This window comes from Nitrosospira sp. Nsp14, assembly GCF_900113575.1.
GTDB lineage: Bacteria > Pseudomonadota > Gammaproteobacteria > Burkholderiales > Nitrosomonadaceae > Nitrosospira.
The window spans coordinates 16762-38841 of the sequence record NZ_FOPV01000013.1; the positions used below are offsets into that span (position 1 = coordinate 16762).

The window sequence follows — 22080 nt, forward strand, 5'->3', positions numbered from 1 at the left end:
GCCGCCGTCGCGCCAGCGGAGATTTGTTCAGCGGTTCCCTAAAGAAAAAGCCCGGCGCAGGATCACTGCCGCCGGGCTACAGGCACCCGCTACATCGGGGAGTCATTGGGTTACTCCCCAGCCATCATCCTACTCGGTTTTCGTGCCTTTCCAATTGGACTAAAGTACAACCTGTCCGAAAATCCTTCACGACAAATCTCGGCGGCGCACCTTCGTCCGCCCCTGATTCGCTCCCGCGCGTTTACCCGTTTATCCATACTCACCCATACTCGCGCCGTTTTCCCGGGTGTGCGCCCGTCGGTGCTGCTGCCAGCGCCTCTACTCCCGCGATCACGTCAAATAATTCCTCGTCAATCTTGCTCTGGCGCTGGCGGTAAAACGTCTTCTGAAGTTCGTCGAGCAGTTGATCGATGTTGCGCTCGGCGCGCTCCATCGCGGTGAGTCGGCTTGCGTTCTCGCTCGCCATCGACTCGGCGCACGCGCGGAAAAGCGACACGAACAGATACTCACGCACCAGCGCCTGCAGCGTGGAGGGGACATCACCCACCACCTCGGGCAAATTCTTCGACGGCCAGGGAAGTTCAGCCAGAGAGCGCCGCCATGCCTCATCCAGCGGCAACAGTCGCTGGGCGATGGGTTCGTATGCTGTGCCCGATCGGGAGCGATTGTAAAACAGATAAAGTCCCGCCAGTTCATTTTTTCCCTGCACGCCGCCTTCCAGCATGCCGGGCGCCATGATGTGCAACAGAAGCTGGCCGATGAAGGGGGTGACGGCTTTTAACGACAGGGGAACGGCGAAAAGCCCATTCAGAGGCAGTTGCTTGTCGGCCAAGCGGTCGTGTACGCGCTCGCCGACGGCCCAGATTTTTTTTCTTCCCCCATGCAAGGCCAGGGTCGCTGCGGCATGATCGGCGACGATGTCATTGAATTGCCCGACCAAGCCCTGGTCCGAACCGAACACGATTGCGCCGGTGATACTGTCCGGTGCTCGTGGGCTGTGGGGACTGCCTGAGCCGCGTGGACCGGTGCCGGCGCCGGCGCCGTCGCTACTGACCTCTCCGACGGAGGCAGCCAATGCGGGCGTCCTGGAGCGAACGCAAACGCTCAGGCCGAGCTGCACCGTACGGTAATAGTCAGCCAGCGAGCGCACCGATTTTTCATACTGAGCCAGGTTGGCAGCGGCCAGCGCCTTCATCGTGCTCACCACCGAACCCAGGTCCCGGGCCCGGTCGATCTTCCGGCGCAAATTCGCGAGGGTGTCGCTCATGAGTTATGCCCGTCCGTCCGTGGATGCTCGAACGAGCCGGAGACACTGACGCCCGACATACAATATCAGCACCGGTCCCATCGAGAAACCTTGCGCGGAAAGGGGCCGCCGCTTACATGAGCGCGGCCTTCCGCGATTATCTTACGGGTTACTTCAGTTGCTCGTACAGCAGCTTCAATATCCGGCTTCCGTTGCCCGATTTCTCGGGTTCGCCATCCTTGTTCAGCACCTTGACCTCGGTGCTGTCACCGGCTTCACTGAGCAGTATGCGGTACTGGTCCGGTTTGTCGGACCCTTCCTCCCGCCAAAAAGCGAGCTTGGAGAACAAACCGACGCCGACAACACCGCTGTCCACGTCCGGGTCGATGTAGCGCACGTAATAGATACCCTGCGAACGGTTGCGGTCTTCCACGGTAAACCCAGTCCGGTCGAGCGCCAGTCCCACGCGGCGCCATGAGCGGTCGAATGCCTCGTTTACGGTGAGCACGCCACCCTTCTCTACGAGGCGGGCGCGCTCCTGGGCTGAGCCGGTGCTTGCCACGGCTGATCTGGCGCGCTCCTCTCCGACGCCGAAACGCATCATAAGGCGGGAGAGCATCTCGGCTTCGAGGTCGGGATCGGGCTTGCGCGGCTGCCACACAGTGCGCACGTTGCCCTCCATTACCTCATCCATGCCGCGGTGGCTGATGTAGATTTCCGTCGTGCCGCCCTCCCCACGCTCCAGGCGGGTGCGGAACTTGTCGCGCTCGGAAGTCGAATACATGGAATCGAGAAGTTTCCCCAGGGTGTTGCGGATAATGTCCTCGGGAATCTTGGCGCGGTTTTCCGCCCAGTCGGTCTCCATCACGCCAGCCTCGGGCAATTCTATCTTGATGAGGAAACCCAGTTCATGCCAGAACTCTTTCACCACCGGCCAAATCTCCTCCGGTTCGCCCTTTACCACCAGCCAGCGCTGCGTGCCCGCGCGCTCCATGCGTACCCCACCCTCTTCCAGTGAAGGCAGGATGGCAGCCCCGGCCGGGTTCGGCGTCTTGTTGCGCTCTGCATTATAGGCGGAGAACGTTGCGCTTCCGCTCGGGCTGATATCCGGAACGATAAAACGTTCGTCCGATCCTGGTGACGTCAAATCCGGCGGGATTTCCAGCGGAGGGAGTTTTCCGGCCGATTTATAATTCATCTTCTTGCCTTCCGGCAACAGGCTAGAGAGAGCGTTACACCCTGTTGCCGCCACCACCGTCAAGCATAGTGCAGCCGCTATATGCCATCTCATGTGTAGTGCTTTATCCTTTTGTCATGCAGCATTGAATTGCTAAACCGGCCAGCCGCTGAGGTGTTTTACTTCCGCATCGCGCATCGCTTCCAGTACCGTATGGTGGTGTTTATCCAATAGCTGCGTCAGGGGCAGGCGCAAGCCGGGCCCGATCAAGCCCATTTGCGACACCGCCCACTTTACCGGAATGGGATTCGCTTCGACGAACAAATCCTGATGCAGACTCATCAGTTTTTCATTCAAAGCCCGCCCCGCAAGAAAATCGCCTGCGAATGAGGCCAGGCACATCTGGTGCATCATTCTCGGCGCCACATTGGCCGTAACCGATATTACGCCATGGCACCCCAGCAGCAGTAGCGCCAGGCCGCTCGCGTCATCCCCGCTATAAACGGCAAAGCCCTGCGGCGCACGGCTCAGTAGCTCGAAACCGCGCCCCATGTCGCCGGTCGCATCCTTGATGCCGACAATATTGGGAATCTCGGCCAGCCGCAGCACCGTTTCATTGGCGATATCGGCCACCGTCCTGCCAGGCACGTTGTATAGAATCTGGGGAATATCGACGGCTTCAGCCACCGCGCGGAAATGCTGGTACAAGCCTTCCTGCGTCGGCTTGTTGTAGTAAGGGACCACCGAGAGGCTTGCGTCCGCGCCGGCATCCCGGGCGAAAATCGAGAGATCGATCGCCTCCCGGGTGGAATTCGCGCCTGTGCCCGCGATGACCGGAATGCGCCCGGCGGCACGCTCCACCGCGGTCCGGATGAGCAGGCTGTGCTCGTCGAAATCCACTGTCGGAGACTCGCCGGTCGTGCCTACCACCACGATGCCGTCGGTCCCCTCTGTCACGTGATAGTCGATCAGGGCGCTGAAACGCTCCAGATCCAGTTCGCCATTATCATGCATGGGCGTGACGATGGCGACCAGACTACCTTTTATTGCAACACTATTCATGACGTGTCCGTCCCGTGAAAAGGGGTATTTTACCTGAATCTCGCCTCCGTCAAGAATATTCCCTAACGAGCCGGGACGTACGAAGGCACCTTCTGGCGAGGCCGCCACCCGCAAAACTTTCAGCGGAAGGGTCCGGGTATGAGCCTCGGACCGGACCTGCATGAGACAATGCCAATGGTATCGCGTTCCCAAAGCCTTCATCCCTAGGCCTTCATTTTCCTCCGGGATATGATTCAGCAGTCGGACCGCTGAGCGGATTCCGGCAATTGGTCCTTGACGTCCAGCGCGGCTTGAGGTAGCTCCTTCATCATTCCTGATCCACGAATCGTATCAATCGTATCTGTGCAACGGCTCCGCGAGAGGGTGCTAAGATTAAGAATCACCACCTCTGGATGTGATACCAGAAAATGAGACAGGAAAGAGCGGTATTAATCTCTAAAATTTTGGAGGCCAGCGTCGATGAGCACGCCGGCTGATTCAAAGCTTCTGGCATGGGACGAGACCAGCGGGCAGCGAACCCTGACCGTTCGCGGTGACTGGACGCTCGACAATTATGTCGCACTGGGGGAGCAGATCGCCTGCTTGCGTCCCGAAGTAGGGGATTCCACCGCGGCGCAGGGTAACATCGACCTGACCGGTTTAGGGGCGCTTGACACCTCGGGCGCCTCACGGCTGTATGAACTGCTCGGCGGTGAGCTCGTCGGAAAAGTTTCCACTTCCGGTTCCGGGCTGAGCGCGGAACGCCGCGCATTATTGCAAACCGTGGCCAAAGCGATGGAAGCTGCCGAACAACCTGCGCGCAGACGCGCCCGAGGAGCGCTCATCGAACTGTTTGGCCGGGCCGGGCTGGCGCTGGAAGCCTTTTGGCGGGAACTACACACCCTGCTTGGATTCGTCGGTTTCACGCTTGAAGCTCTAGGCCAAAGCCTGTTTCGCCCAAGGCGCTGGCGGCTGACCTCCGTGGTCGCGCAAATCGAGACCACGGGGCTCGATGCCGTGCCCATCATTTGCCTGCTCAATTTTCTGGTGGGCGCAGTGATTGTTTTCCTCGGCGCGACGGTGCTGGCCGAATTCGGCGCCACCATCTATACCGTCAACCTCGTGACTTTCGCGTTCCTGCGCGAACTTGCCGTCCTGCTCACGGCCATTCTCATGGCCGGACGCACTGCAAGCACATTTACGGCCGAGCTCGGGTCAATGAAGATCAACGAAGAGATCGACGCCATGGAGGTACTCGGCCTGAGTCCGGTCAATCTGCTGGTGTTGCCCCGGGTACTGGCACTGCTCGTATCCTTGCCGATCCTTACCTTTCTGGCGATGATTGCCGGGATACTGGGAGGAGCGCTGGTGTGCGCGTTGCAGCTCAATATATCTCCAGCGATGTTTGTCAGCATTTTTCATGATCAAATCGAGCTGCGGCATTTTTTCGTGGGGATGTCCAAGGCGCCGGTGTTCGCCTTCGTCATCGCGGTGATCGGCTGCCTGGAAGGCATGAAAGTGAGCGGCAGCGCATTATCGGTTGGCCGGCACACGACTGCCAGCGTCGTGCATTCGATTTTTGTCGTCATTCTTCTCGATTCGGTGGCGGCGCTATTTTTCATGGAAATGGGATGGTAAACAACCAGGCAGGAGTGGCGGATAACGCGGCGGAGATTGTGGCCGGGCGCTCCGCAGCCGACGGTAGCGAGGCCCGGCGCGGGCCAGCCCAGGGCGAGACGCACCGACAGCATGGCAAGGAAGAGGAAGTGGTTATAGAGGTCCGGGATCTGACAAACCGTTTTGCCCGGCAGGTGGTGCATCACAAGCTGAATCTTGATGTCTACCGCGGCGAGGTCCTGGGCGTGATCGGCGGTTCCGGGGCCGGGAAATCGGTGCTGCTGCGCTCCATCGTGGGATTGGAAACCCCTGCCTCAGGTCGTGTGCGCGTGCTCGGGCAGGATTTTTCGAGCCTGGCGCCTGAACGCCGGTCTGCCCTGGAACGCCGGTTTGGCGTACTGTTTCAGAGTGGAGCGCTTTTTTCATCGTTGACAGTGGTGGAGAATATCGCCGTCCCCCTGATCGAAAATGTCGGCCTCGACCGGCCAGAGGCGGAACATCTGGCGGAAGTCAAGCTTGCGCTGGCCGGCCTTCCCGCCAGTGCGGGGGCAAAATATCCGGCGGCCTTGTCCGGGGGGATGGTGAAACGAGCCGCGCTGGCGCGGGCGCTTGCCCTCGATCCTGACATACTCTTCCTGGATGAGCCCACGGCCGGGCTGGACCCCATCAGTGCCGCCGAATTCGATCAACTCATCCTGACCCTGCGCGATGCGCTCGGTTTCACCGTTTTTCTGGTGACGCATGACCTGGATACGCTATACGCCATCTGCGACCGCGTCGCCGTGCTGTCAGATAAGCGCGTCCTGGCAGCCGACAAGCTCGATGTCGTCCAGGCGATTAACGACCCCTGGGTGCAGGCATATTTTCACGGACCTCGCGGGCGTGCAGCTAGACAGGCAAGTCAGGCCAGCCGACAGCAGACCACGGAGACCCATTGATGGAACCACGTGCACACCATGTGTTGATCGGCTCGCTCACAATCCTGGCGGTGGCCGTGGCACTGCTCTTCGCGTTTTGGCTGGGCAAGGGGCCCAGCGCGGCCCAGCAGCGCTACTACACCGTGATCTTCAATGAAACAGTCAGGGGCTTGTCCGTTGGCAGCGGGGTCCAATACAACGGGATAAAGGTCGGCGAAGTGACAGCGCTTGAGCTTGACCCGCGTGATCCGCGAAAAGTACTTGCGCGGGTGCGGGTGGACGGCAATGTCCCGATCAAGCAAGACATCGAGGCGCGGCTGACGCTGACAGGCATCACCGGCACCTCTGTGATCGAATTCAGCGCCGGATCGCCGGAAAGCCCTGACCTCGTCGCGAAGGATGACGGAGACCCGGTCATTGTCGCCTCTCAGTCACCCATTACCAAGCTGTTGGAGGACGCCGAGAGCACTTTCTCCGATCTAAGGGAGATTATCCTGCACGTCAAACAGGTCCTATCTCCGGATACTGTTCAAAATCTGCGCCAAACAGTTGCGCACCTGGAAAAGGCTTCAGGCGCGATCGCAAGCCAGGATGACAATATCAAGGTTCTGGGGCGTGAATTGGTCGCCGCCAGCAGGCAGGCCAACGCGGTATTGCAGCAGGCATCGGGCGTCATGGATGATGCGCAAGAACTTATCAACAACGAGGGTAAAAATGCCTTAAGGAGTGCAGACCGGGCCATGGCTTCCCTGGAGAAAAGCGCAGATGCAATCGATCAGATCCTGGTAGAAAACCGAACGGCGCTAGCTGGGGGCATTCGCGGCCTCAACGAGCTTGGCCCCACCTTGCAGGAACTCCGCGATACGCTCGTCTCGATCAGAAGACTAACCCTCCGGCTGGAGGATGATCCCGCCGAATACCTGACGGGCCGTCAAAAAATAGAGGAGATCGAACCATGATGAACTGGATGCCTCAACGCTGTTGGAGGCGGGTGGGACTAGTCGCGGCACTGGTTCTTCTGTCTTCGTGCTCGATCCTGCCCAAGAAAACTGTCGAGGTATATCAGCTTCCTCCTTCATCAATTACGATCGCGACCGCACCGGATCGGCTGCCGTTAACGCTGCATATTGCCAAAGCGGACAGCAGCCGCGTCACCGATAGCCAGCGCGTCGTGATACTGAATAAGGACAATCACGTGAGCGCCTACAAGAGCGTCCGCTGGAGCGACCCGCCCCCAGTCCTGCTGCGCAACCAGATCGCAAGCGCCTTTCGCGCCGATGGCAGGCTCAGCCTGGTGAGCGACTATAATCCCACTCTGGCGAGAGACCTCGAGCTCAGTGGCGATCTCGGCGCTTTTCATGTCGAATACGCCGACGGCAAGCCCGTCGTAGTGATCCGGTTTTATGCCGTTCTCGCGCACCCGGGGCTCAAACGCAGCATCTCCGCGCGTGGCTTTGAGTCCCGGCAGCCGGTGAAAGGCAAGGGAATGCCTGAAGTCGTCGCCGCATTCGGCAAAGGCGCCGATGATGTTGCAAGGGAAATTATCGAGTGGACGATCCAGCACGGCAGTGCCATTCAAGCAGGTGAGAATGAGATGCCAGCGTCTGCCGGAAGAATGAATCCGCCAGCCGAAAAGCCCTGATTCGCACCCCGGTCAATCATATCGTTGCGCGACGAGAACGTCCTTCGATCTTAAATAATTCCCTCAAACATAAATCCCGGAAATGAACGCACGCCTATTGCACAGAAAGTTGAGTAAACCCATAACACCGATGCTGGCAATGATCATTTTTTTTTCGGTAAGCGTAAGCGCAACCTCGGCAGACCCTCCAATGCTAGGAAATGCGAAGCGCATTTCCGGCAAATGGGTTGGACATTATGAATGCTTTGATGGAAAAACCGGAGTTACCTTGATCCTTACGGGCCACAAGAGTGGACATGTAGAGGGGAGCTTTTCATTTTACCCAATGTCATCAAGTGCCGACATGGCTACAGGCCGTTTCGTTCTCGTTGGTTCCTATTATTATGACGGCTCCTTGATTCTGGATAGCGGTGCATGGATAGAAAAACCCGAGGGGCATCAAACGATCAGCCTGAGGGGAAAAGTCAATTCTTCATTTGATTCGTTCACAGGAACCGTACCCGAGTGCTTTAATGCCCAATTCAACTTGGAAAAAATGCAACATTTACATTACGACAGGACGCTTGATTAACAAATCGAAGAAAGTGAATTTCTGAATGAAGCGCTCCGATCTGTACATTCGGAGCCGAGTCGTTATGCAGGCTCAAATCGGCCACCGCCCGCTTCAACTTGCTGTTCTCCTCTTCCAGCTGCCGCAGCCGTCTATATTCTGAAGGCCAGTTGATGTGATGTCTGCCAGACCACCCAGGAACCCCGCACGGCTCCTCGGTCGCGCGACATGGGGAGGCTTGTTATTTAAAACTTGCAAAACTTAGGGGGGCGCGGATGGACGACCCTAAACGTTCAACGGGGGAGATCCAGTCCATCCCCGTTGAGGCCGGTGGGACCAGCGGGCGTGTGCGTGAGCAGTTGGAGGCAATCTACCGGGCCGAGTCCCGTCGCGTGTTTGCGACGCTGGTCCGCCTTCTAGGCGACTTCGACCTCGCCGAGGAGGCGCTGCACGACTCCTTTCGCGCCGCGCTTGAGCAATGGCCGCACGAGGGCGTGCCGGCCAATCCGCGTGCCTGGCTCGTATCCACTGGCCGCTTCAAGGCGGTCGACACCTTGCGGCGGCGCGCGCGTTTCAACCTGGTGGAAGACTTCGATGATCGCCCTGATCCGGCGAGCGAGGACGTGCCGGACCAGGACAGCGTCGAGGACGACCGCCTGCGGCTGATCTTCACCTGCTGCCACCCCGCCCTGTCGCCCGAGGCCCAGGTTGCGCTGACGCTGCGCGAGGTATGCGGCCTCACCACTGAGGAGATTGCCCGTGCCTTCCTCATTGCGGCGCCCGCGCTCGCGCAGCGCATCGTGCGTGCCAAGGCCAAAATCCGCGACGCCCGCATCCCCTATGAAGTGCCCGCGCCTGCGGCGCTGCCAGCCCGGCTCGACAGCGTACTGCGCGTGATATACCTCGTTTTCAACGAAGGCTACTTGGCATCCGCCGGCGATTTATTGACACGGGCCGACCTGTCGGGCGAGGCGATCCGGCTCGGCCGCCTGCTTGCTGAATTGATCCCTGAATCCGAGTCGATCGGGTTGCTGGCGCTGATGCTGCTTCAAGAGTCGCGGCGGACGGCGCGTACCACCCCGGCAGGCGATCTCGTGCTGCTCGACGAGCAGGATCGGTCGCAATGGAAGCATGAGTTGATTGCTGAAGGCTCGGCACTGGTCGAACGCGCGCTCGGCTCGGGGCGCGTGGGCCCCTACGCGCTGCAGGCAGCGATCGCCGCGGTTCATGCCGAGGCACCGAATGCCGCGGCAACCGATTGGGCGCAGATCGTCGGCCTCTACGATGTCTTGCTGCGGCTCGATCCGTCTCCTGTGATCGAGCTGAACCGTGCCGTGGCAGTCGCCATGCTCGACGGTTCCGCTGCGGGACTGGCGGCGGTCGACAATATCCTCGCGCGCGGGGAACTCGCTGACTACCATCTGGCGCACGCCGCCCGGGCTGATCTGTGCCGGCGCCTGAGAATGGTCGGCGAGGCACGGGCAGCCTACCGGCGGGCGCTTGAACTGACTCGACAGGCGCCTGAGCGCCGGTTCCTTGAGCGGCGACTCGCTGAATTGCCTGAGTAATATCGCCTAGTGATATCGCGTCGCGATGTTGTGGAGTGATGCGCGAAATAATGTCGCCGCGCAGTAATGTCGAATTCGCAGTTCGCCGTTCGACCAGGAATAAGTACACCCCACCTAAACAAACATGCAAACACGCAAACACGCAAACACGACAGAGAAGGAGGAAGGCAATGAAATACTTGTGTCTCGTCTATCTTGACGAAGGTCGCCTTGACGAACTGCCCGATGAAGACTGCGTCGCCTACGACTCGGCGATCCGGACGAGCGGCCACTGCCTCGCCTCGGAGGCACTGGAGTCAGTCCGCACGGCGACGACCGTGCGCATGCGCGACGGCAAGGTGTCGGTCACCGATGGGCCCTTCGCCGAAACCAAGGAACAGCTTGCCGGCTTCTACATGATCGAGGCCAGGAATCTCGATGAAGCGATCGCGCTCGCGGCAGAGATACCGCCTGCCCGCGTCGGTAGCATCGAGGTGCGGCCGATCCGGCCGATCCGCGAGACTGTCGCCGCAGCCAATGCGGTCCCGCACGCGTAGCCAGGGAACCGCTGAGCGGCGCTGTTATCAGGCCGCCAATATCGGCCCCATTTACCGTCCGCCATTCACGAGGAGAAACAGCATGAAATACCTGTGCCTGATCTGTGCCGAGAAGGTGATGGAGCAAATGCCCCCCGCCGATGCGGACAAGCACTTCGAGGAGTACCGCGAGTTTACCGACAGCATACGGCGTAGCGGCCACCTTATCGGCTGCAACCGGCTGTTGCCGCCTGATGCCGCAAGTACGGTACGGGTCCGTAACGGCAGGGTCTCGGTCACGGATGGACCGTTCGCCGAGACCAAGGAACAATTCGGTGGCTACTATCTTATCGAGGCCAGGGACCTGAACGAAGCAATCCAGGTCGCATCGCGGATTCCGGGTGCGAAACGCGGTTGCGTCGAGGTGCGGCCTGTCGCGGAGGATCCCCCGACTCTGCGTGCGCTTGGAGCTGACGGGCCGGAATTTGCATGATGACGTGGGTGCCGATGTCGATTTCGCGGTCTGTCATTCGACTATTGGATGCAATCAACTGTCTCACCGCTCAAAGTCACCCACTCAAAGGAACTCGCGTCATGAACACTGCACCCATACGTGCAAGTATTGAAGTCACGACCCCGCTCAAGGCTGGACGAGCGGACACGTTCGGTTCGAATCAAGAAACAATCCTTAACTATCAAACTTCACCCCGACCAAGGAGAGCACCATGCGTATTGACCCTTATCTCATGTTCAACGGCCAGTGTGAGGCCGCCTTCAAGTTCTATCAGCAGTGCCTCGGCGGCACTATCAAAGCGATGTTAAAGTTCTCTGATGCGCCAAAGGGCGAGGAAGGCGAGGACGCCGCCAGCGGATGTGGACCCCTCCTCCCCGGATCGGAAAACCTCATCATGCATGCTTGCCTATCGTTCAACGACCAGATTCTGATGGCATTGGATACGCCCCCGAACTATCCTTACGAGGGCATCAAGGGTTGCTCGGTTTCGCTGAACGTCGATTCGATTGGCGAAGCCGAACGCGTCTTCGCCGCGCTTTCCGAAAATGGCACAGTGCAGGCGCCGCTCGACAAGACCTTCTGGGCTGCCCGCTTCGGCATGTTCACAGACCAATTCGGCGTGCCCTGGATGATCAACTGCGAGGCCGGCAAGGAGGGTAAGTGACATGCGATTCATGATGCTCGTGATCCCGAAAGGCTATGAGAAGGCCGCGCCAGGAACGATGCCGGATGTTAAGGCGGTCGAGGCAATGATGAAATACAACGAGGAGCTGCAGAAAGCCGGCGTCCTGATCGCACTCGACGGCCTGCACCCACCGTCGATGGGCGCCCGCATATCGTTCTCCGGGGGCCGGCCGACCGTCACAGATGGCCCCTTCATCGAGACCAAGGAGGTACTAGGCGGCTACTGGATGATTCGCGTGGATTCCAAGGAGGAGGCGATCGCTTGGGCGTCCCGCTGTCCCATGGCCGACAATGAGATTATCGAGATCCGCCAGGTCCAGGAGATGTCGGACTTTCCGCCTGATATACAGAAGGCAGCGGAGGGGCTGACCGCGATGCAAGGTCAGTCCTGAGGATTGCTGGGATGTAGTGCGGCGCAGCTTGGCTAAGCGCCTCGTTGCGCCTCAAGAGGGCGCGCCAGCACCCCAGGAACGACGAGAGCCTTGGCTGGGGTCGTTTCAATATAAACAGTAAAGGAGATCAATGATGAACTACGTGGATGGATTTGTTGCTGCCGTGCCTACCGCAAATCGGGAAATTTATCGGCAGCATGCGGAAAAAGCGGCCGTGGTATTCAAGGAGTACGGCGCGCTGAACGTCGTCGAGTGCTGGGGCGATGACGTGCCCGAGGGCAAGCTGACATCCTTTTCAATGGCGGTCAAGCGCGAGGCGGACGAAACGGTGGTGTTCTCGTGGATAACGTGGCCCTCGCGCCAGGTGCGGGACGAGGCCTGGAAGAAGGTGATGGCGGACCCGCGACTGCAGCCCGACACGAATCCGATGCCGTTCGATGGCAAGCGCCTCATCTATGGCGGATTCGAGGTGATTGTAGAGGTCTGACGCCTGGCACAGGCTCATCTCGCGCGGGCAGATTTCGGACCCAGGATGCAGAGGCAGGGTAATAAGCGATCGGGCGAAGCCTGTAGCATCGGCGATAGCTCGCAGGCTTCCCGTCCTTGTTTTATCCAGCGCGTGTAAATCAATCCAGTTTGCCCGTCGGCTATTTTATGCTGTTGCCATGGAACTGGGTCGTCTTCAATCCCGGTGAGTTTGCCTTGACAGCTTCCAGCCGCGCAGCCGATGATTTTGGCCAAGGAGGAGCCTCACGATGACCATCACCATTACCGCCTTTGAACGGTCACCCGACGGTGGCAAGGGACTCGCGCGTGATACGCGTGTTCGCTGGGCGCTTGAAGAAGTGGGCCAACCTTACGAGGTTCGCCTTGTTTCGTTCCGTGCGATGAAGGAACCCGCGCATCTGGCGCTTCATCCTTTCGGCCAGATTCCGACCTATGAGGAAGGCGACCTCGCCCTGTTCGAGACAGGGGCAATCGTATTCCACATCGCCGAGCGCCATGCGGGCCTGCTGCCGCTCGATGCCAATGCCCGGGCGCGCGCAATCACATGGATGTTTGCCGCGCTCAACACGGTGGAACCGCCGATCCTTGAACTTGGAACCGCGAGGCTGCTCGAGGGCGACAAGCCCTGGCATGCGGAGCGTCTTCCTCTGGTGGAAGATCGCGTTCGCGGCCGGCTAAACCAACTTTCCGTTCGCCTAAGTGACGCCGACTGGCTTGAAGGTGCCTTCAGCGCGGGCGACCTTTTGATGGTGTCGGTGCTGCTCAGGCTGAAATCATCGGGCATTCTGGACGAATTTCCGAACCTGGCCGCCTATGTCGCCCGCGGCGAAGCGCGGCCTGCATACAAGCGGGCTTTCGCCGCGCAATTGGCAGTCAACACCGGCAAGCCTCCGACCGGCTGATTGAGGTCAGTCCTCGGCTCAAAGTCGTCATCCGAGTTTTTCGTTCAGTTTATGGGTCCTGACCCTAGGTTCGCTGAAGCCCCCGCGTGCATTTGCGTCTTGCGGTAAGAATACATGAATAGAAAAAGGTTGGCGGAGTGCGAAAAAAGTTAACCATAAAGGAAAGTTTTGCTTGTGCACCAGTATGCAGCAGATATATTTAGCCGTTTTGGAAGCTATGAGGTGCCCATGAACCTGACGCTCTATTCCCACCCCCTGTCCTCCTATTGCTGGAAGGTTCTGATTGCCCTCTATGAGAACGGCACGCCTTTCGATACGCGAATGGTCAATCTCGGCGATCCGGAGGCGAAAGCGGCATTCAAGACATTGTGGCCCACCGCGAAAATCCCGCTTCTCGAGGATAGAGGTGAAGTCGTACCCGAGACCTCAATCATGATCGAGCATATCGAGCAGCGATATCCCGGAAAGGTCCGCCTAATCCCGCAAGATCCGCACGCACAACTGAACATCCGTCTTTGGGATCGCCTTTTCGACCTCTACGTCATGGCCCCGATGCAGCGCTTCATTGCCCAGCAGCTCCGGCCAGCCACGGAGCGGGACATGGGAATCATTGCCGACTCGCTCACGGAGCTGCAAAATGCGTACGACATGATCGAGGACAGGCGTGGCGACCACAACTGGGCGGCGGGGGAAAGCTTCAGCATGGCGGACTGCGCCGCGGCCCCGGCGCTGTTCTACGCGCGCATGGTTGCGCCATTTTGGTCCAGCCACGTAAACCTGGCCCACTACTTCGACCGGCTGATGGCACGCCCATCGGTCAGACGAGTCATCGCGGAGGCGCGCCCCTACTTCCATTACTTCCCCCTTTACCATTCCATCCCGGCGCACTTCCTTTCGGATGTACCCGAGACAGCCTGACGCGGACCCGTACCGCCTGGATCGGCTGGATCGGCTCCTCGCCGCGCTCGCCGATGGAAACCGTTTCACGGGACTGGAGGCCTGGGTTTCGGAACGCAAGGCGCAGTGAAACAGCCAGTTCGACTGGCTGGAAAGATACCTTGATGGAAACACCGCATGACACCCCTCTTGACTTTCCCTGACATTTCGATGATTATAGAATTATGAAAATGAAAGAAGCTATCGTCGCACTTGCCGCGCTTGCCCAGGATACGCGCCTTTCGATATTTCGCCTGCTGGTGCAGGTGGGGCCGGAAGGAATTCCTGTCGGGCAGATCGGTGAAGAGCTGCAGGTAGCGCCTGCCACGCTTTCGTTTCACTTGAAGGAGCTCTATCACGCAGGGCTGATTTCATCGCGGCAGGAAGGCCGGTTCATCTACTACACCGCCAATTTCGAGCATATGGCGGCACTCATGACCTTCCTCACCCAAAATTGCTGCCAGGGCGTGCCGCACGAGTGCCTTACCGTGGCGGAAACCCAGCTTAGGGATTGTTGTCCGCCGAAACGCAAACCTAAATCTACGAGGAGTCAATCATGAAACGTTTTCACGTTCACGTTGCCGTTGATGATCTGGAGGCCAATATCCGCTTTTACTCCGCAATATTCTGAGCACCTCCTAGCGTAGCTAAACCTGATTACGCAAAATGGATGATCGAGGAGCCGCGGCTGAATTTCGCAATTTCCAATCGAGGTGCAAAAACCGGACTGGATCACTTGGGGTTTCAAGTCGATTCGAATGAGGAGTTGGGCGAATTGCGCCAGAAAGTGGCCGATGCGGAGATTGCCGCGCTTGATCAACCGCAATCAGAATGCTGCTATGCACGTTCGGATAAATATTGGATTACCGACCCGCAGGGCATCGCCTGGGAAACCTATCATACGCTCGGCGAGGTCGAAGTTTATGGTGTGGACATGCCTAAGGCCGCCAATGCCGCCGAAGCCGCCGCTGAAGGGGCTGCATGCTGCGCCCCCAAGCCGACTGTAGCGAACACCACGCCGAAGCGCGCAAGCTGCTGCTAAAGATCATGACCATTCGCTCCTTCAACGTTTTGTTCCTTTGTACCGTCATTCAGCACCAAGCATCCTGGCGGAAAGCTATCTTAATGCGTCCGGCAAGGGGCGCTTCCGTGCGTTCAGTGCGGGAGTTTTCCAACAGAAAAAGTAAATCCTTCCGCGCTTGAGCTCCTGGAGAACAGCCACCTTCCAACCGGAGGAACTCAGGAGCAAGGCATGGGATGAATTTGCCAAATATTACTGAATATCGCTTCTGGCAACTCCAGCCCTCCCGAACTTCCCCGAACACACCGTTAAGCACGTTCTAGTTTTCAGGCTGAGCTGTTAAAGCCGCTAGTCAAAGAAAGCGGTTCACCCGCTCAAAGGGAGAATTGACGTGCTTGTCGCCTTACTGATTTTTCTTGTCACCATTATTCTGGTGATCTGGCAGCCGCGCGGGCTCGGTATTGGCTGGAGTGCAATGCTCGGTGCCGTCCTGGCGCTGCTGTCAGGCGTGGTCCAGCTCGCCGATATTCTGACGGTCTGGCAGATTGTCTGGAATGCAACGGCTACCTTCATCGCCATTATTATCATCAGTCTCTTGCTCGATGAAGCCGGTTTTTTCGAATGGGCGGCCCTGCACATAGCGCGGTGGGGCGATGGACATGACCGGCTGCTATTTGCCTTGATCGTCCTGCTCGGCGCGTCGGTTGCTGCGTTGTTTTCCAATGATGGCGCGGCGCTGATTCTCACGCCCATCGTGATGGCGATGCTGCTGGCGTTGGGATTCAATCCGGGGACCACTCTTGCGTTCGTAATGGCAGCAGGCTTCATTTCCGATGTTGCGAGTCTCCCCTTCGTCGTTTCCAACCTGGTCAATATCGTATCAGCCGATTTTTTCAAGATCGGTTTCACGGCATACGCCGCCATCATGATTCCGGTGAATATCGCCGCTGTCGCTGCCGCGCTGGCGGTGTTATTGCTCTATTTTCGCCGGAGTATTCCGGCACGCCATGATGTGCATCAGCTTAAACGGCCAAATGATGCCATTCGGGACGGAACCACCTTTAGCACCGGCTGGCTGGCGCTCATGCTGTTGCTGATCGGATTTTTCGGCCTCGAACCTTTGGGGGTACCGATCAGCGCGGTTGCCGTCGCCGGGGCGCTGCTCCTGTTCGCTGTTGCCGCGCATGGACATGTCATCAGCACCCGCAAGGTACTTCGGGAAGCCCCGTGGCAGATCGTAATTTTCTCTCTCGGGATGTATCTCGTGGTTTATGGACTGCGCAATGAGGGGCTTACCGATTATCTCACCAGACTGCTCGATTACTTTGCACAGGGCGGGATATGGGGAGCTGCGTTTGGAACGGGAATTCTTGCCGCGCTATTGTCCTCAGTCATGAACAATATGCCTACGGTGCTGCTGGGAGCCCTTTCCATTGATGCCACGAGTGCAACAGGTGTGGTCAAAGACGCGATGATCTATGCCAATGTAATTGGCTGCGACCTGGGACCCAAGATCACGCCCATCGGTTCATTGGCAACACTGCTATGGCTTCATGTCCTGGCGCGTAAGGGCATGAGAATTACCTGGGGCTATTACTTCAAGGTGGGCATCGTACTGACCATGCCGGTATTGCTTGTTACACTGGCGGCGCTTGCATTACGTTTGAATCTCAATCAATGAAGTGAACATTAAGGTCCGCTTTATCGGAAAGCTGGGCGCTTCTCTTGGTGTGCCTAAATCCCTTAAAGCGCATTAAGACTCACATCGCATGGGATGCCATTATTTATGAATGCCGTTGTTCTCGAATCGATCCTCACCTGTCCGCATTGCGGAGCCACTAAACAGGAAACCATGCCGACCGACGCTTGCCAGTTTTTCTACGAGTGCAGCCACTGCAAGGCCCTGCTGCGTCCCAATCCGGGCGACTGCTGCGTTTTCTGTTCTTTCGGCTCGGTGAAGTGTCCGCCCATCCAGCAACAGCATGGATGCTGCCGGTAGTGTTTTGCAATAACTCTTTCGTTTGCTGACAAACCCTGCATATCACCTGCGCGGCGAGGCAACTCCCTGCAAAACCGCGTCGAGCGATTCAACCTTGTGGACAAACGGATCATAGTGACGGTCTCCCAGGTCCGCCACGTCAATCGTCTCGAAAATGCGTCCTTCCATCATATCTGCACGCGGCCAATTCTCCGGTGTAGTGAAGTGAAGCGTTTTGAGATTGATCGTCACGCGGACGTTTTGTTGCTGCTTGATGACGCGAGCCGGCAACGCCAGCGCGTCCAGCCACCAGAGTTCAATGCGCTCTCCCGCGATGGAACCACGCAACACTGAGGCCCGACCGTAACGGGTATTCACGGTGCGGGTGCGTTTGAGCGTGGCGAAGAATCTGGGGTCGACAACTGATCCAAGCGATTCCCATGGCACATCCATCTGACGCGCGCGAAGCTCCCCGGGCACGTACTCGACGATGCGGGAGTCGTTGCCAAACACCCGCTTCAGGCTTACCTCTCCCCTGTCATCGCGCTCCCAGATCTCGGCAAGCCCCGCATCCGGGCGCACCCTTTCGATGCGCTGTAGGTCCCGTAGCAAGTACCAATCCTCTTGTGCAACGGGTCGTGAACCATCGCGTGAGATGCTCACGCCAAATCTTGCTGCCACCGGCGGGCCTTCTTTCCACATCGCCGCTGTTTGAGGAGCATATGCCCCCGCTGCCCCCGTTGAGTGTTCTGCTGCCTGGTGCCCACGGCTAGAGTGTCCTGCCGCCTGGTGCCCATGGCTGGAGATCGGAAAGGCAACTGCAACCGTCAGTAATAGGAATAGTGGAAACTTGTGCATTTCTGGAATCTGTAAAAAGAGCCAGAGAACGCCATAAGGACGTCCCCCGGCTCGGGTAGGGTGTATGCCTCAGAAGTTGAATGCTTCCCGCATCACGTGATAGATCCAATTCTGTTCCATCACGCCTCTGAACAGATGGCTGCGCGGCCCCGTCGCGTAGATGGCTACGTCCTCGCCGGCGTGCGTCTCGGAATTGAGGGGAACGGTCGCCTCCGGCATGAATGCTTGAGCCGTCGTATCCACATTCGTAAGATCGGGGCGGATCGCCATGTTGGTAGCGGACGCTGGAGTGTGCGGGAAGGTCTTGGTTCCCGCCGGCTGAACATCGGACGCGCCGGTATACCCAGGACCATTCGCGTATCCCAGAGTCGTGTACGGCAGTCCAACGAGATCCTTCGCGAGCGTCGCTGGTTGACCGTCGCGATCTGGAACTTCTCTCACCTTGCCGAGTATCGGATTGCCTCGATGCGGGTAGCCGGCGATCGTAAAGACGTGACTGTGGTCCGCTGTGACGATAATGAGCGTCTCATCGGGATCTGTCATTTCGTATGCCTTACGAATGGCATTGGAGAACTCGATGGCGTCCGTCAGCGCGCGGTATGGATTACCCGCGTGGTGAGCGTGATCAATTCGGCCCCCCTCGATTTGCAGGTAGAACCCCTGGTGGTCGTCGTTAACCATTCTGATCGCCTTCTCCGTCATCTCGGTAAGAGAGGGCTCCCCTCCGCGGTCGGTTGAGCGATCGGCTTCGTACTCCATGTGCGACCGCTCGAACAAACCGAGCAAATAGGGGGTTGAGTGGGCGTGGGCAGCATCAAAGCCCGCTTTATCGAAGACAAACTTCGCACCCTGCTCCCGATTTTGAACCCATTCTTTCGTCAAGTCGCGACCGTCCTTACGGCGGCCCCGGTTATTGCCGCCATCCTCAGGATCCACAATGGCCTCTGGCATGAAATACGAGCGGCCGCCACCCAAGACCACCCGCAGGCTCTTCTTGACCGCTGGGGAAGACTCGACCAGCTGCCGAGCGATATCCCGCACGGTGCAGGAATTGGCTGGCAAATTATTTGCTGCTTCAAAAGCCCGGATCTCAGCATCGCTTTCCCAGTCGCGCATCGCTGTATGCGCATAGTTTGCCGCCGGAGTCGCATGGGTAATACGTGCTGTGCTTACAATGCCCGTAGCCTTGCCAGCGTGCGCCGCCTGCTCCAGAATCGTCTGCAGCGACTTGCTGGCGATGACGTTGGCGTTGCATTCGTAGCGGGTCGTAGTGTGGTTGACGGACAACTGACCTTCGCGACCCTTGTAGCCGGTGACCATGGCGGTCATGGTAGGAGCGGAGTCCGAGGTCTGTTGATCCCACGAGTATGTCTTGGAAAGAGCAACATTAGGAAAGGTCTCGAAGAAGAGATGATTCTCTTCGCCCATCCCATTTTTCATCTGTCCCTCGAGTATCCGGGCCGCTGTCACGGTCGATACGCCCATACCATCTCCGACGAACAGGATGATGTTCTTTGCCCTGCGGCGGACGTCGCGCTCGTGCTGGCTTTCACGTATGAACTCCTGACCAGCACGCCACCAGTCCTGTACGCTCTCCGGCCCGCCGACAGTGGGCGTGGTCTCGGCATAGGCCAGCATCGACAGGCCGCTGAGGGTTGTAGCGACAAGAAACGTCGCCGTTATTCGATTAACCCATTTTCTCATACGACACTCCTCATAAATCGTTTTAGGGAAGATTCTTCCTTTACAGCAGTAATCGTCCGAACCTTCAGTGAGTGTCGCATCCCGATGTGACGGGGCAATGACATTGTTGAGCTAACAATTGGATCAATTGGACTTAAGTACACCTCTATCGCCAAGTATGGGTATGTTGGGAAAGCCCTGGCTCGCTGTGCGATTCACGGTCCCCGACCTGGCGGGCGGGCAAGATGCCCTTGTACGTGTACGCGTCACTCGCGCCAACCTCCCCGGCGGAGGGGAAACCCACCGTGCTGTCCTGCTCTGCCTAGTGGGAACGCCGCAACTCGTGTAGAAGACCTTCCTTATCCTCCCCTTATCCTTCCATGCGCGCGCATCATCTTTGTGTACAAAATGGAAGCCAGTGGCCGCCACGACGCCACCTGCGCAGCATCGCTGTGCACAACGGAATTTCACACCTGGAGGGGTCCGGCACGCATCTCCGGCTAACCGAGCAGTTGGCCTACCTCGACGGGCGCTATGGTTTGGGGGAACGCATTTGCCGCACCGGCGAAGGACTCGACCGGCTCGTGCTTGAAGTCATGGAAAACCTGCACTCCATCAAGCACTAGAACGATTGCCCGAACTTCTCGTACGGGCTTTTGCAGACTCATTTTGCAAATTCGTTTTCCGGGTGTTGCCCAACACGGAGCAAGCCGCGAAGCTACGAACGAATATAAGCACCGTGAAAGCCAAACGGCACGTGCTGGGGAACCCTTGCGCGGGCAATCTCCGACAAATCACGTGCGTCGAGCAGCAAAAGGTACGAGTTGTTTGCTGGTGCATCCAGGACCACCGTCAGCAATATGCCGTCGTCCTCGGATTGAGCGTTTGGTCGTGGGACAAACACCGGCTCGCCAGGGTATTGCCCCTCCTGCTTCCACTGCCTGACATTGCCGGCCAGATCGAATTTAACGATAGTGTCAAAAATGACTGATTCGCCCCCTTTTGCGATGCCCACAGCATAAACATACCGGTACGCCTGGCCGTTGCAGCGCCCATAATTGATGCGCGGCAGCTCGGCCGTATAGTCAGCCAGCCGGCGGGAGTTGACGGTACCCGCGGACACGTCGATAGTAAATCTCCGTAATTCGTTCTCTGGATAGGCCTCATGATTCGGCCTGTTGAGCAATGAGTTCAGATAGAAGTACTGCACCACATCGGCGTTCGGATACACGATCATGTCGAAGTCTACTTTGCCGTCACGGTCCGCTGAGTTGACGTGGTGAAAGCCGAACCACGCTTCGTCGGTGTGAGCATGGCTGACTTCGCCCGTATCGCGATCAACCAGCGAGAAGCGCGTGCCCCGCTGGGGCTCCCAGGTGTAATTTGCTATGAATGGCTTGCCTCGCAACAACATGCTTAAGGGATTCACTACCAGCGGAAACTCCCCCAAAACGACATACTTATGGCTGAGCCCAAAGCTGTGCATATATGACGGCCTGTCTGTCCTGTAGCTGCCAAGCAGACGACGTTCGCTGCTGCCGTCAGGCAACGTGCAGACGTTGTATGTGGATTGGCGCCCAAAATTGAGCAGGTAGTTGAACTGGCTGCCTTGATCGTAATGCGGATGAGCTGTTGTCACTTGGCCCTTCAGCGTGTCGCCATAGCTGACGACACCAATGGTCTCCAGGGTTTTTTTGTCGAAGGCAACCGGCACGGGGGTTTCGGTTTGAGCGACGAACCGTCTGCCAATCTTGCCGATCGAGACATTCGCATTGGCGCCAGGGGTCGATCCCATGAAGATCTGGGCAATGCGCTTGAACAGGGAACGGCAGGGATCGGTGGCAAACTCCCCGTATTGCATTTTTCCGTCTTTCGCCGCCCGAAATGCGGGACTGTCGAGGAACTTGTTCGCATAGCCGACCTTGCCTTTGGCGATATCGAACTTATGCAGCATCGCCAGACCGTCGAACCAGTGGTTAAGTGTTTTGCCTTCCAGGCGGAACCGGGCCGGACCGTTACGCAAAAGCGTGCCGGACAGCCAGTCAGGTATCACCCCCTCTACCTCGAGCGAAGGAGCGATGATTTCGTTGGTTTGGTCCGCAAACCCTTTTCTATAGTCATCTCTCATTTCAGTACCTCCTCATTCCCGACATCGAAACGGTAGTAGTCGAGTTGTTTACTCAAGGTAGGTGATGAAATTTAAGCTGTCAAAGTGGGTTTCGGTTGCGGCTTGGCAACACAAGCAATTACGTTCGCTCAGTTGCTGAAGAACATTAAAGCGGGTTGACCTGAGCGCAGCAGTAATCACCTTACGCCAGATCGGTCCTTCGCC

Annotated in this window: 23 protein-coding genes and 3 pseudogenes; 19 read left to right on the forward strand and 7 right to left on the reverse strand. The window is 58.0% G+C overall.

Going from position 1 to position 22080, the window contains the following annotated elements; translation table 11 throughout:
- Nucleotides 1-259: 259 nt before the first annotated feature.
- The 3 genes from BM022_RS09565 to dapA form a co-directional block, all read right to left on the reverse strand.
- Nucleotides 260-1267, reverse strand: coding sequence for a F0F1 ATP synthase subunit gamma (locus tag BM022_RS09565; RefSeq protein ID WP_091138846.1), 1008 nt, complete (start codon nt 1265-1267; stop codon nt 260-262).
- A gap of 148 nt (nt 1268-1415) precedes the next feature.
- Entirely contained in the window at nt 1416-2537 is a 1122-nt protein-coding gene (gene bamC, locus BM022_RS09570) for an outer membrane protein assembly factor BamC (RefSeq protein ID WP_091138847.1), read from the reverse strand.
- 39 nt (nt 2538-2576) lie between these two features.
- Nucleotides 2577-3485, reverse strand: coding sequence for a 4-hydroxy-tetrahydrodipicolinate synthase (gene dapA / locus BM022_RS09575; protein WP_091138963.1), 909 nt, complete (start codon nt 3483-3485; stop codon nt 2577-2579).
- Between the two features lie 459 nt (nt 3486-3944).
- Between dapA and BM022_RS09580 the strand changes: the two genes are divergently transcribed.
- The 5 genes from BM022_RS09580 to BM022_RS09600 all read left to right on the forward strand — a co-directional run bounded on the left by BM022_RS09580 (nt 3945) and on the right by BM022_RS09600 (nt 8211).
- Nucleotides 3945-5102, forward strand: coding sequence for an MlaE family ABC transporter permease (locus tag BM022_RS09580; protein ID WP_091138849.1), 1158 nt, complete (start codon nt 3945-3947; stop codon nt 5100-5102).
- Nucleotides 5096-6019 (forward strand): ABC transporter ATP-binding protein, encoded by a 924-nt coding sequence (locus BM022_RS09585; protein ID WP_091138850.1) that lies wholly within the window; start codon nt 5096-5098, stop codon nt 6017-6019. Before BM022_RS09580 ends, BM022_RS09585 begins: the two co-directional genes overlap by 7 nt.
- Nucleotides 6019-6957 carry an MlaD family protein gene (locus tag BM022_RS09590; RefSeq protein WP_091138852.1) on the forward strand — a complete coding sequence of 313 codons (939 nt, stop codon included), beginning with the start codon at nt 6019-6021 and terminating at the stop codon, nt 6955-6957. Before BM022_RS09585 ends, BM022_RS09590 begins: the two co-directional genes overlap by 1 nt.
- The gene (locus BM022_RS09595) at nt 6954-7640 is read left to right on the forward strand and encodes an ABC-type transport auxiliary lipoprotein family protein (protein WP_091138853.1); all 687 of its coding nucleotides are present in this window, start codon (nt 6954-6956) and stop codon (nt 7638-7640) included. Before BM022_RS09590 ends, BM022_RS09595 begins: the two co-directional genes overlap by 4 nt.
- Before the next feature lie 82 nt (nt 7641-7722).
- On the forward strand, nt 7723-8211 hold the full coding sequence (locus BM022_RS09600; protein WP_091138855.1) for a hypothetical protein: 489 nt from the start codon (nt 7723-7725) through the stop codon (nt 8209-8211).
- Nucleotides 8212-8278: 67 nt separating this feature from the next.
- Here BM022_RS09600 and BM022_RS16425 read toward each other — a convergent pair.
- Nucleotides 8279-8404, reverse strand: a pseudogene (locus tag BM022_RS16425) (IS3 family transposase); the annotation flags it as partial.
- Between the two features lie 61 nt (nt 8405-8465).
- Between BM022_RS16425 and BM022_RS09605 the strand changes: the two are divergent.
- The 13 genes and pseudogenes from BM022_RS09605 to BM022_RS16050 all read left to right on the forward strand — a co-directional run bounded on the left by BM022_RS09605 (nt 8466) and on the right by BM022_RS16050 (nt 17228).
- Entirely contained in the window at nt 8466-9758 is a 1293-nt protein-coding gene (locus BM022_RS09605; protein WP_091138857.1) for an RNA polymerase sigma factor, read from the forward strand.
- 170 nt (nt 9759-9928) lie between these two features.
- Nucleotides 9929-10294, forward strand: coding sequence for a YciI family protein (locus tag BM022_RS09610; RefSeq protein ID WP_091138858.1), 366 nt, complete (start codon nt 9929-9931; stop codon nt 10292-10294).
- Between the two features lie 82 nt (nt 10295-10376).
- Entirely contained in the window at nt 10377-10766 is a 390-nt protein-coding gene (locus BM022_RS09615) for a YciI family protein (protein WP_091138860.1), read from the forward strand.
- Between the two features lie 232 nt (nt 10767-10998).
- The gene (locus tag BM022_RS09620; protein ID WP_091138862.1) at nt 10999-11451 is read left to right on the forward strand and encodes a VOC family protein; all 453 of its coding nucleotides are present in this window, start codon (nt 10999-11001) and stop codon (nt 11449-11451) included.
- A gap of 1 nt (nt 11452) precedes the next feature.
- On the forward strand, nt 11453-11863 hold the full coding sequence (locus tag BM022_RS09625; protein WP_091138864.1) for a YciI family protein: 411 nt from the start codon (nt 11453-11455) through the stop codon (nt 11861-11863).
- A gap of 130 nt (nt 11864-11993) precedes the next feature.
- Nucleotides 11994-12350: a DUF1428 domain-containing protein gene (locus tag BM022_RS09630; RefSeq protein WP_218146869.1), complete on the forward strand. Its 357-nt coding sequence runs from the start codon at nt 11994-11996 to the stop codon at nt 12348-12350.
- Nucleotides 12351-12618: 268 nt separating this feature from the next.
- Complete coding sequence (locus BM022_RS09635; RefSeq protein WP_091138867.1) at nt 12619-13272, forward strand: glutathione S-transferase family protein; 654 nt, start codon at nt 12619-12621, stop codon at nt 13270-13272.
- Nucleotides 13273-13500: 228 nt separating this feature from the next.
- Nucleotides 13501-14190: a glutathione S-transferase family protein gene (locus BM022_RS09640; protein ID WP_091138964.1), complete on the forward strand. Its 690-nt coding sequence runs from the start codon at nt 13501-13503 to the stop codon at nt 14188-14190.
- Nucleotides 14191-14393: 203 nt separating this feature from the next.
- Entirely contained in the window at nt 14394-14768 is a 375-nt protein-coding gene (locus BM022_RS09645; protein WP_091138870.1) for an ArsR/SmtB family transcription factor, read from the forward strand.
- Nucleotides 14765-15250, forward strand: a pseudogene (locus BM022_RS09650) (ArsI/CadI family heavy metal resistance metalloenzyme). Before BM022_RS09645 ends, BM022_RS09650 begins: the two are co-directional and overlap by 4 nt.
- Nucleotides 15251-15255: 5 nt before the next feature.
- Nucleotides 15256-15476: pseudogene (locus BM022_RS16430) on the forward strand (arsenate reductase ArsC); the annotation flags it as partial.
- A gap of 144 nt (nt 15477-15620) precedes the next feature.
- Nucleotides 15621-16910, forward strand: coding sequence for an arsenic transporter (locus BM022_RS09660; protein ID WP_091138871.1), 1290 nt, complete (start codon nt 15621-15623; stop codon nt 16908-16910).
- 105 nt (nt 16911-17015) lie between these two features.
- Nucleotides 17016-17228, forward strand: a complete 213-nt coding sequence (locus tag BM022_RS16050; RefSeq protein WP_091138873.1) for a GDCCVxC domain-containing (seleno)protein — start codon at nt 17016-17018, stop codon at nt 17226-17228.
- Between the two features lie 42 nt (nt 17229-17270).
- On the opposite strand, the gene BM022_RS09670 is transcribed toward BM022_RS16050, so the two are convergent.
- A complete protein-coding gene (locus tag BM022_RS09670; RefSeq protein ID WP_091138875.1) occupies nt 17271-17909 on the reverse strand; it encodes a hypothetical protein in 639 nt (212 codons plus the stop codon).
- Nucleotides 17910-18134: 225 nt separating this feature from the next.
- A complete protein-coding gene (locus BM022_RS09675) occupies nt 18135-19769 on the reverse strand; it encodes an alkaline phosphatase (protein WP_091138876.1) in 1635 nt (544 codons plus the stop codon).
- Nucleotides 19770-20200: 431 nt separating this feature from the next.
- Between BM022_RS09675 and BM022_RS15520 the strand changes: the two genes are divergently transcribed.
- Entirely contained in the window at nt 20201-20374 is a 174-nt protein-coding gene (locus tag BM022_RS15520; RefSeq protein ID WP_177191684.1) for an SRPBCC family protein, read from the forward strand.
- 92 nt (nt 20375-20466) lie between these two features.
- Here the strand turns inward: BM022_RS15520 and BM022_RS09685 are convergent, their stop codons facing one another.
- Entirely contained in the window at nt 20467-21876 is a 1410-nt protein-coding gene (locus tag BM022_RS09685) for a carotenoid oxygenase family protein (RefSeq protein WP_091138880.1), read from the reverse strand.
- Nucleotides 21877-22080 lie beyond the last annotated feature (204 nt).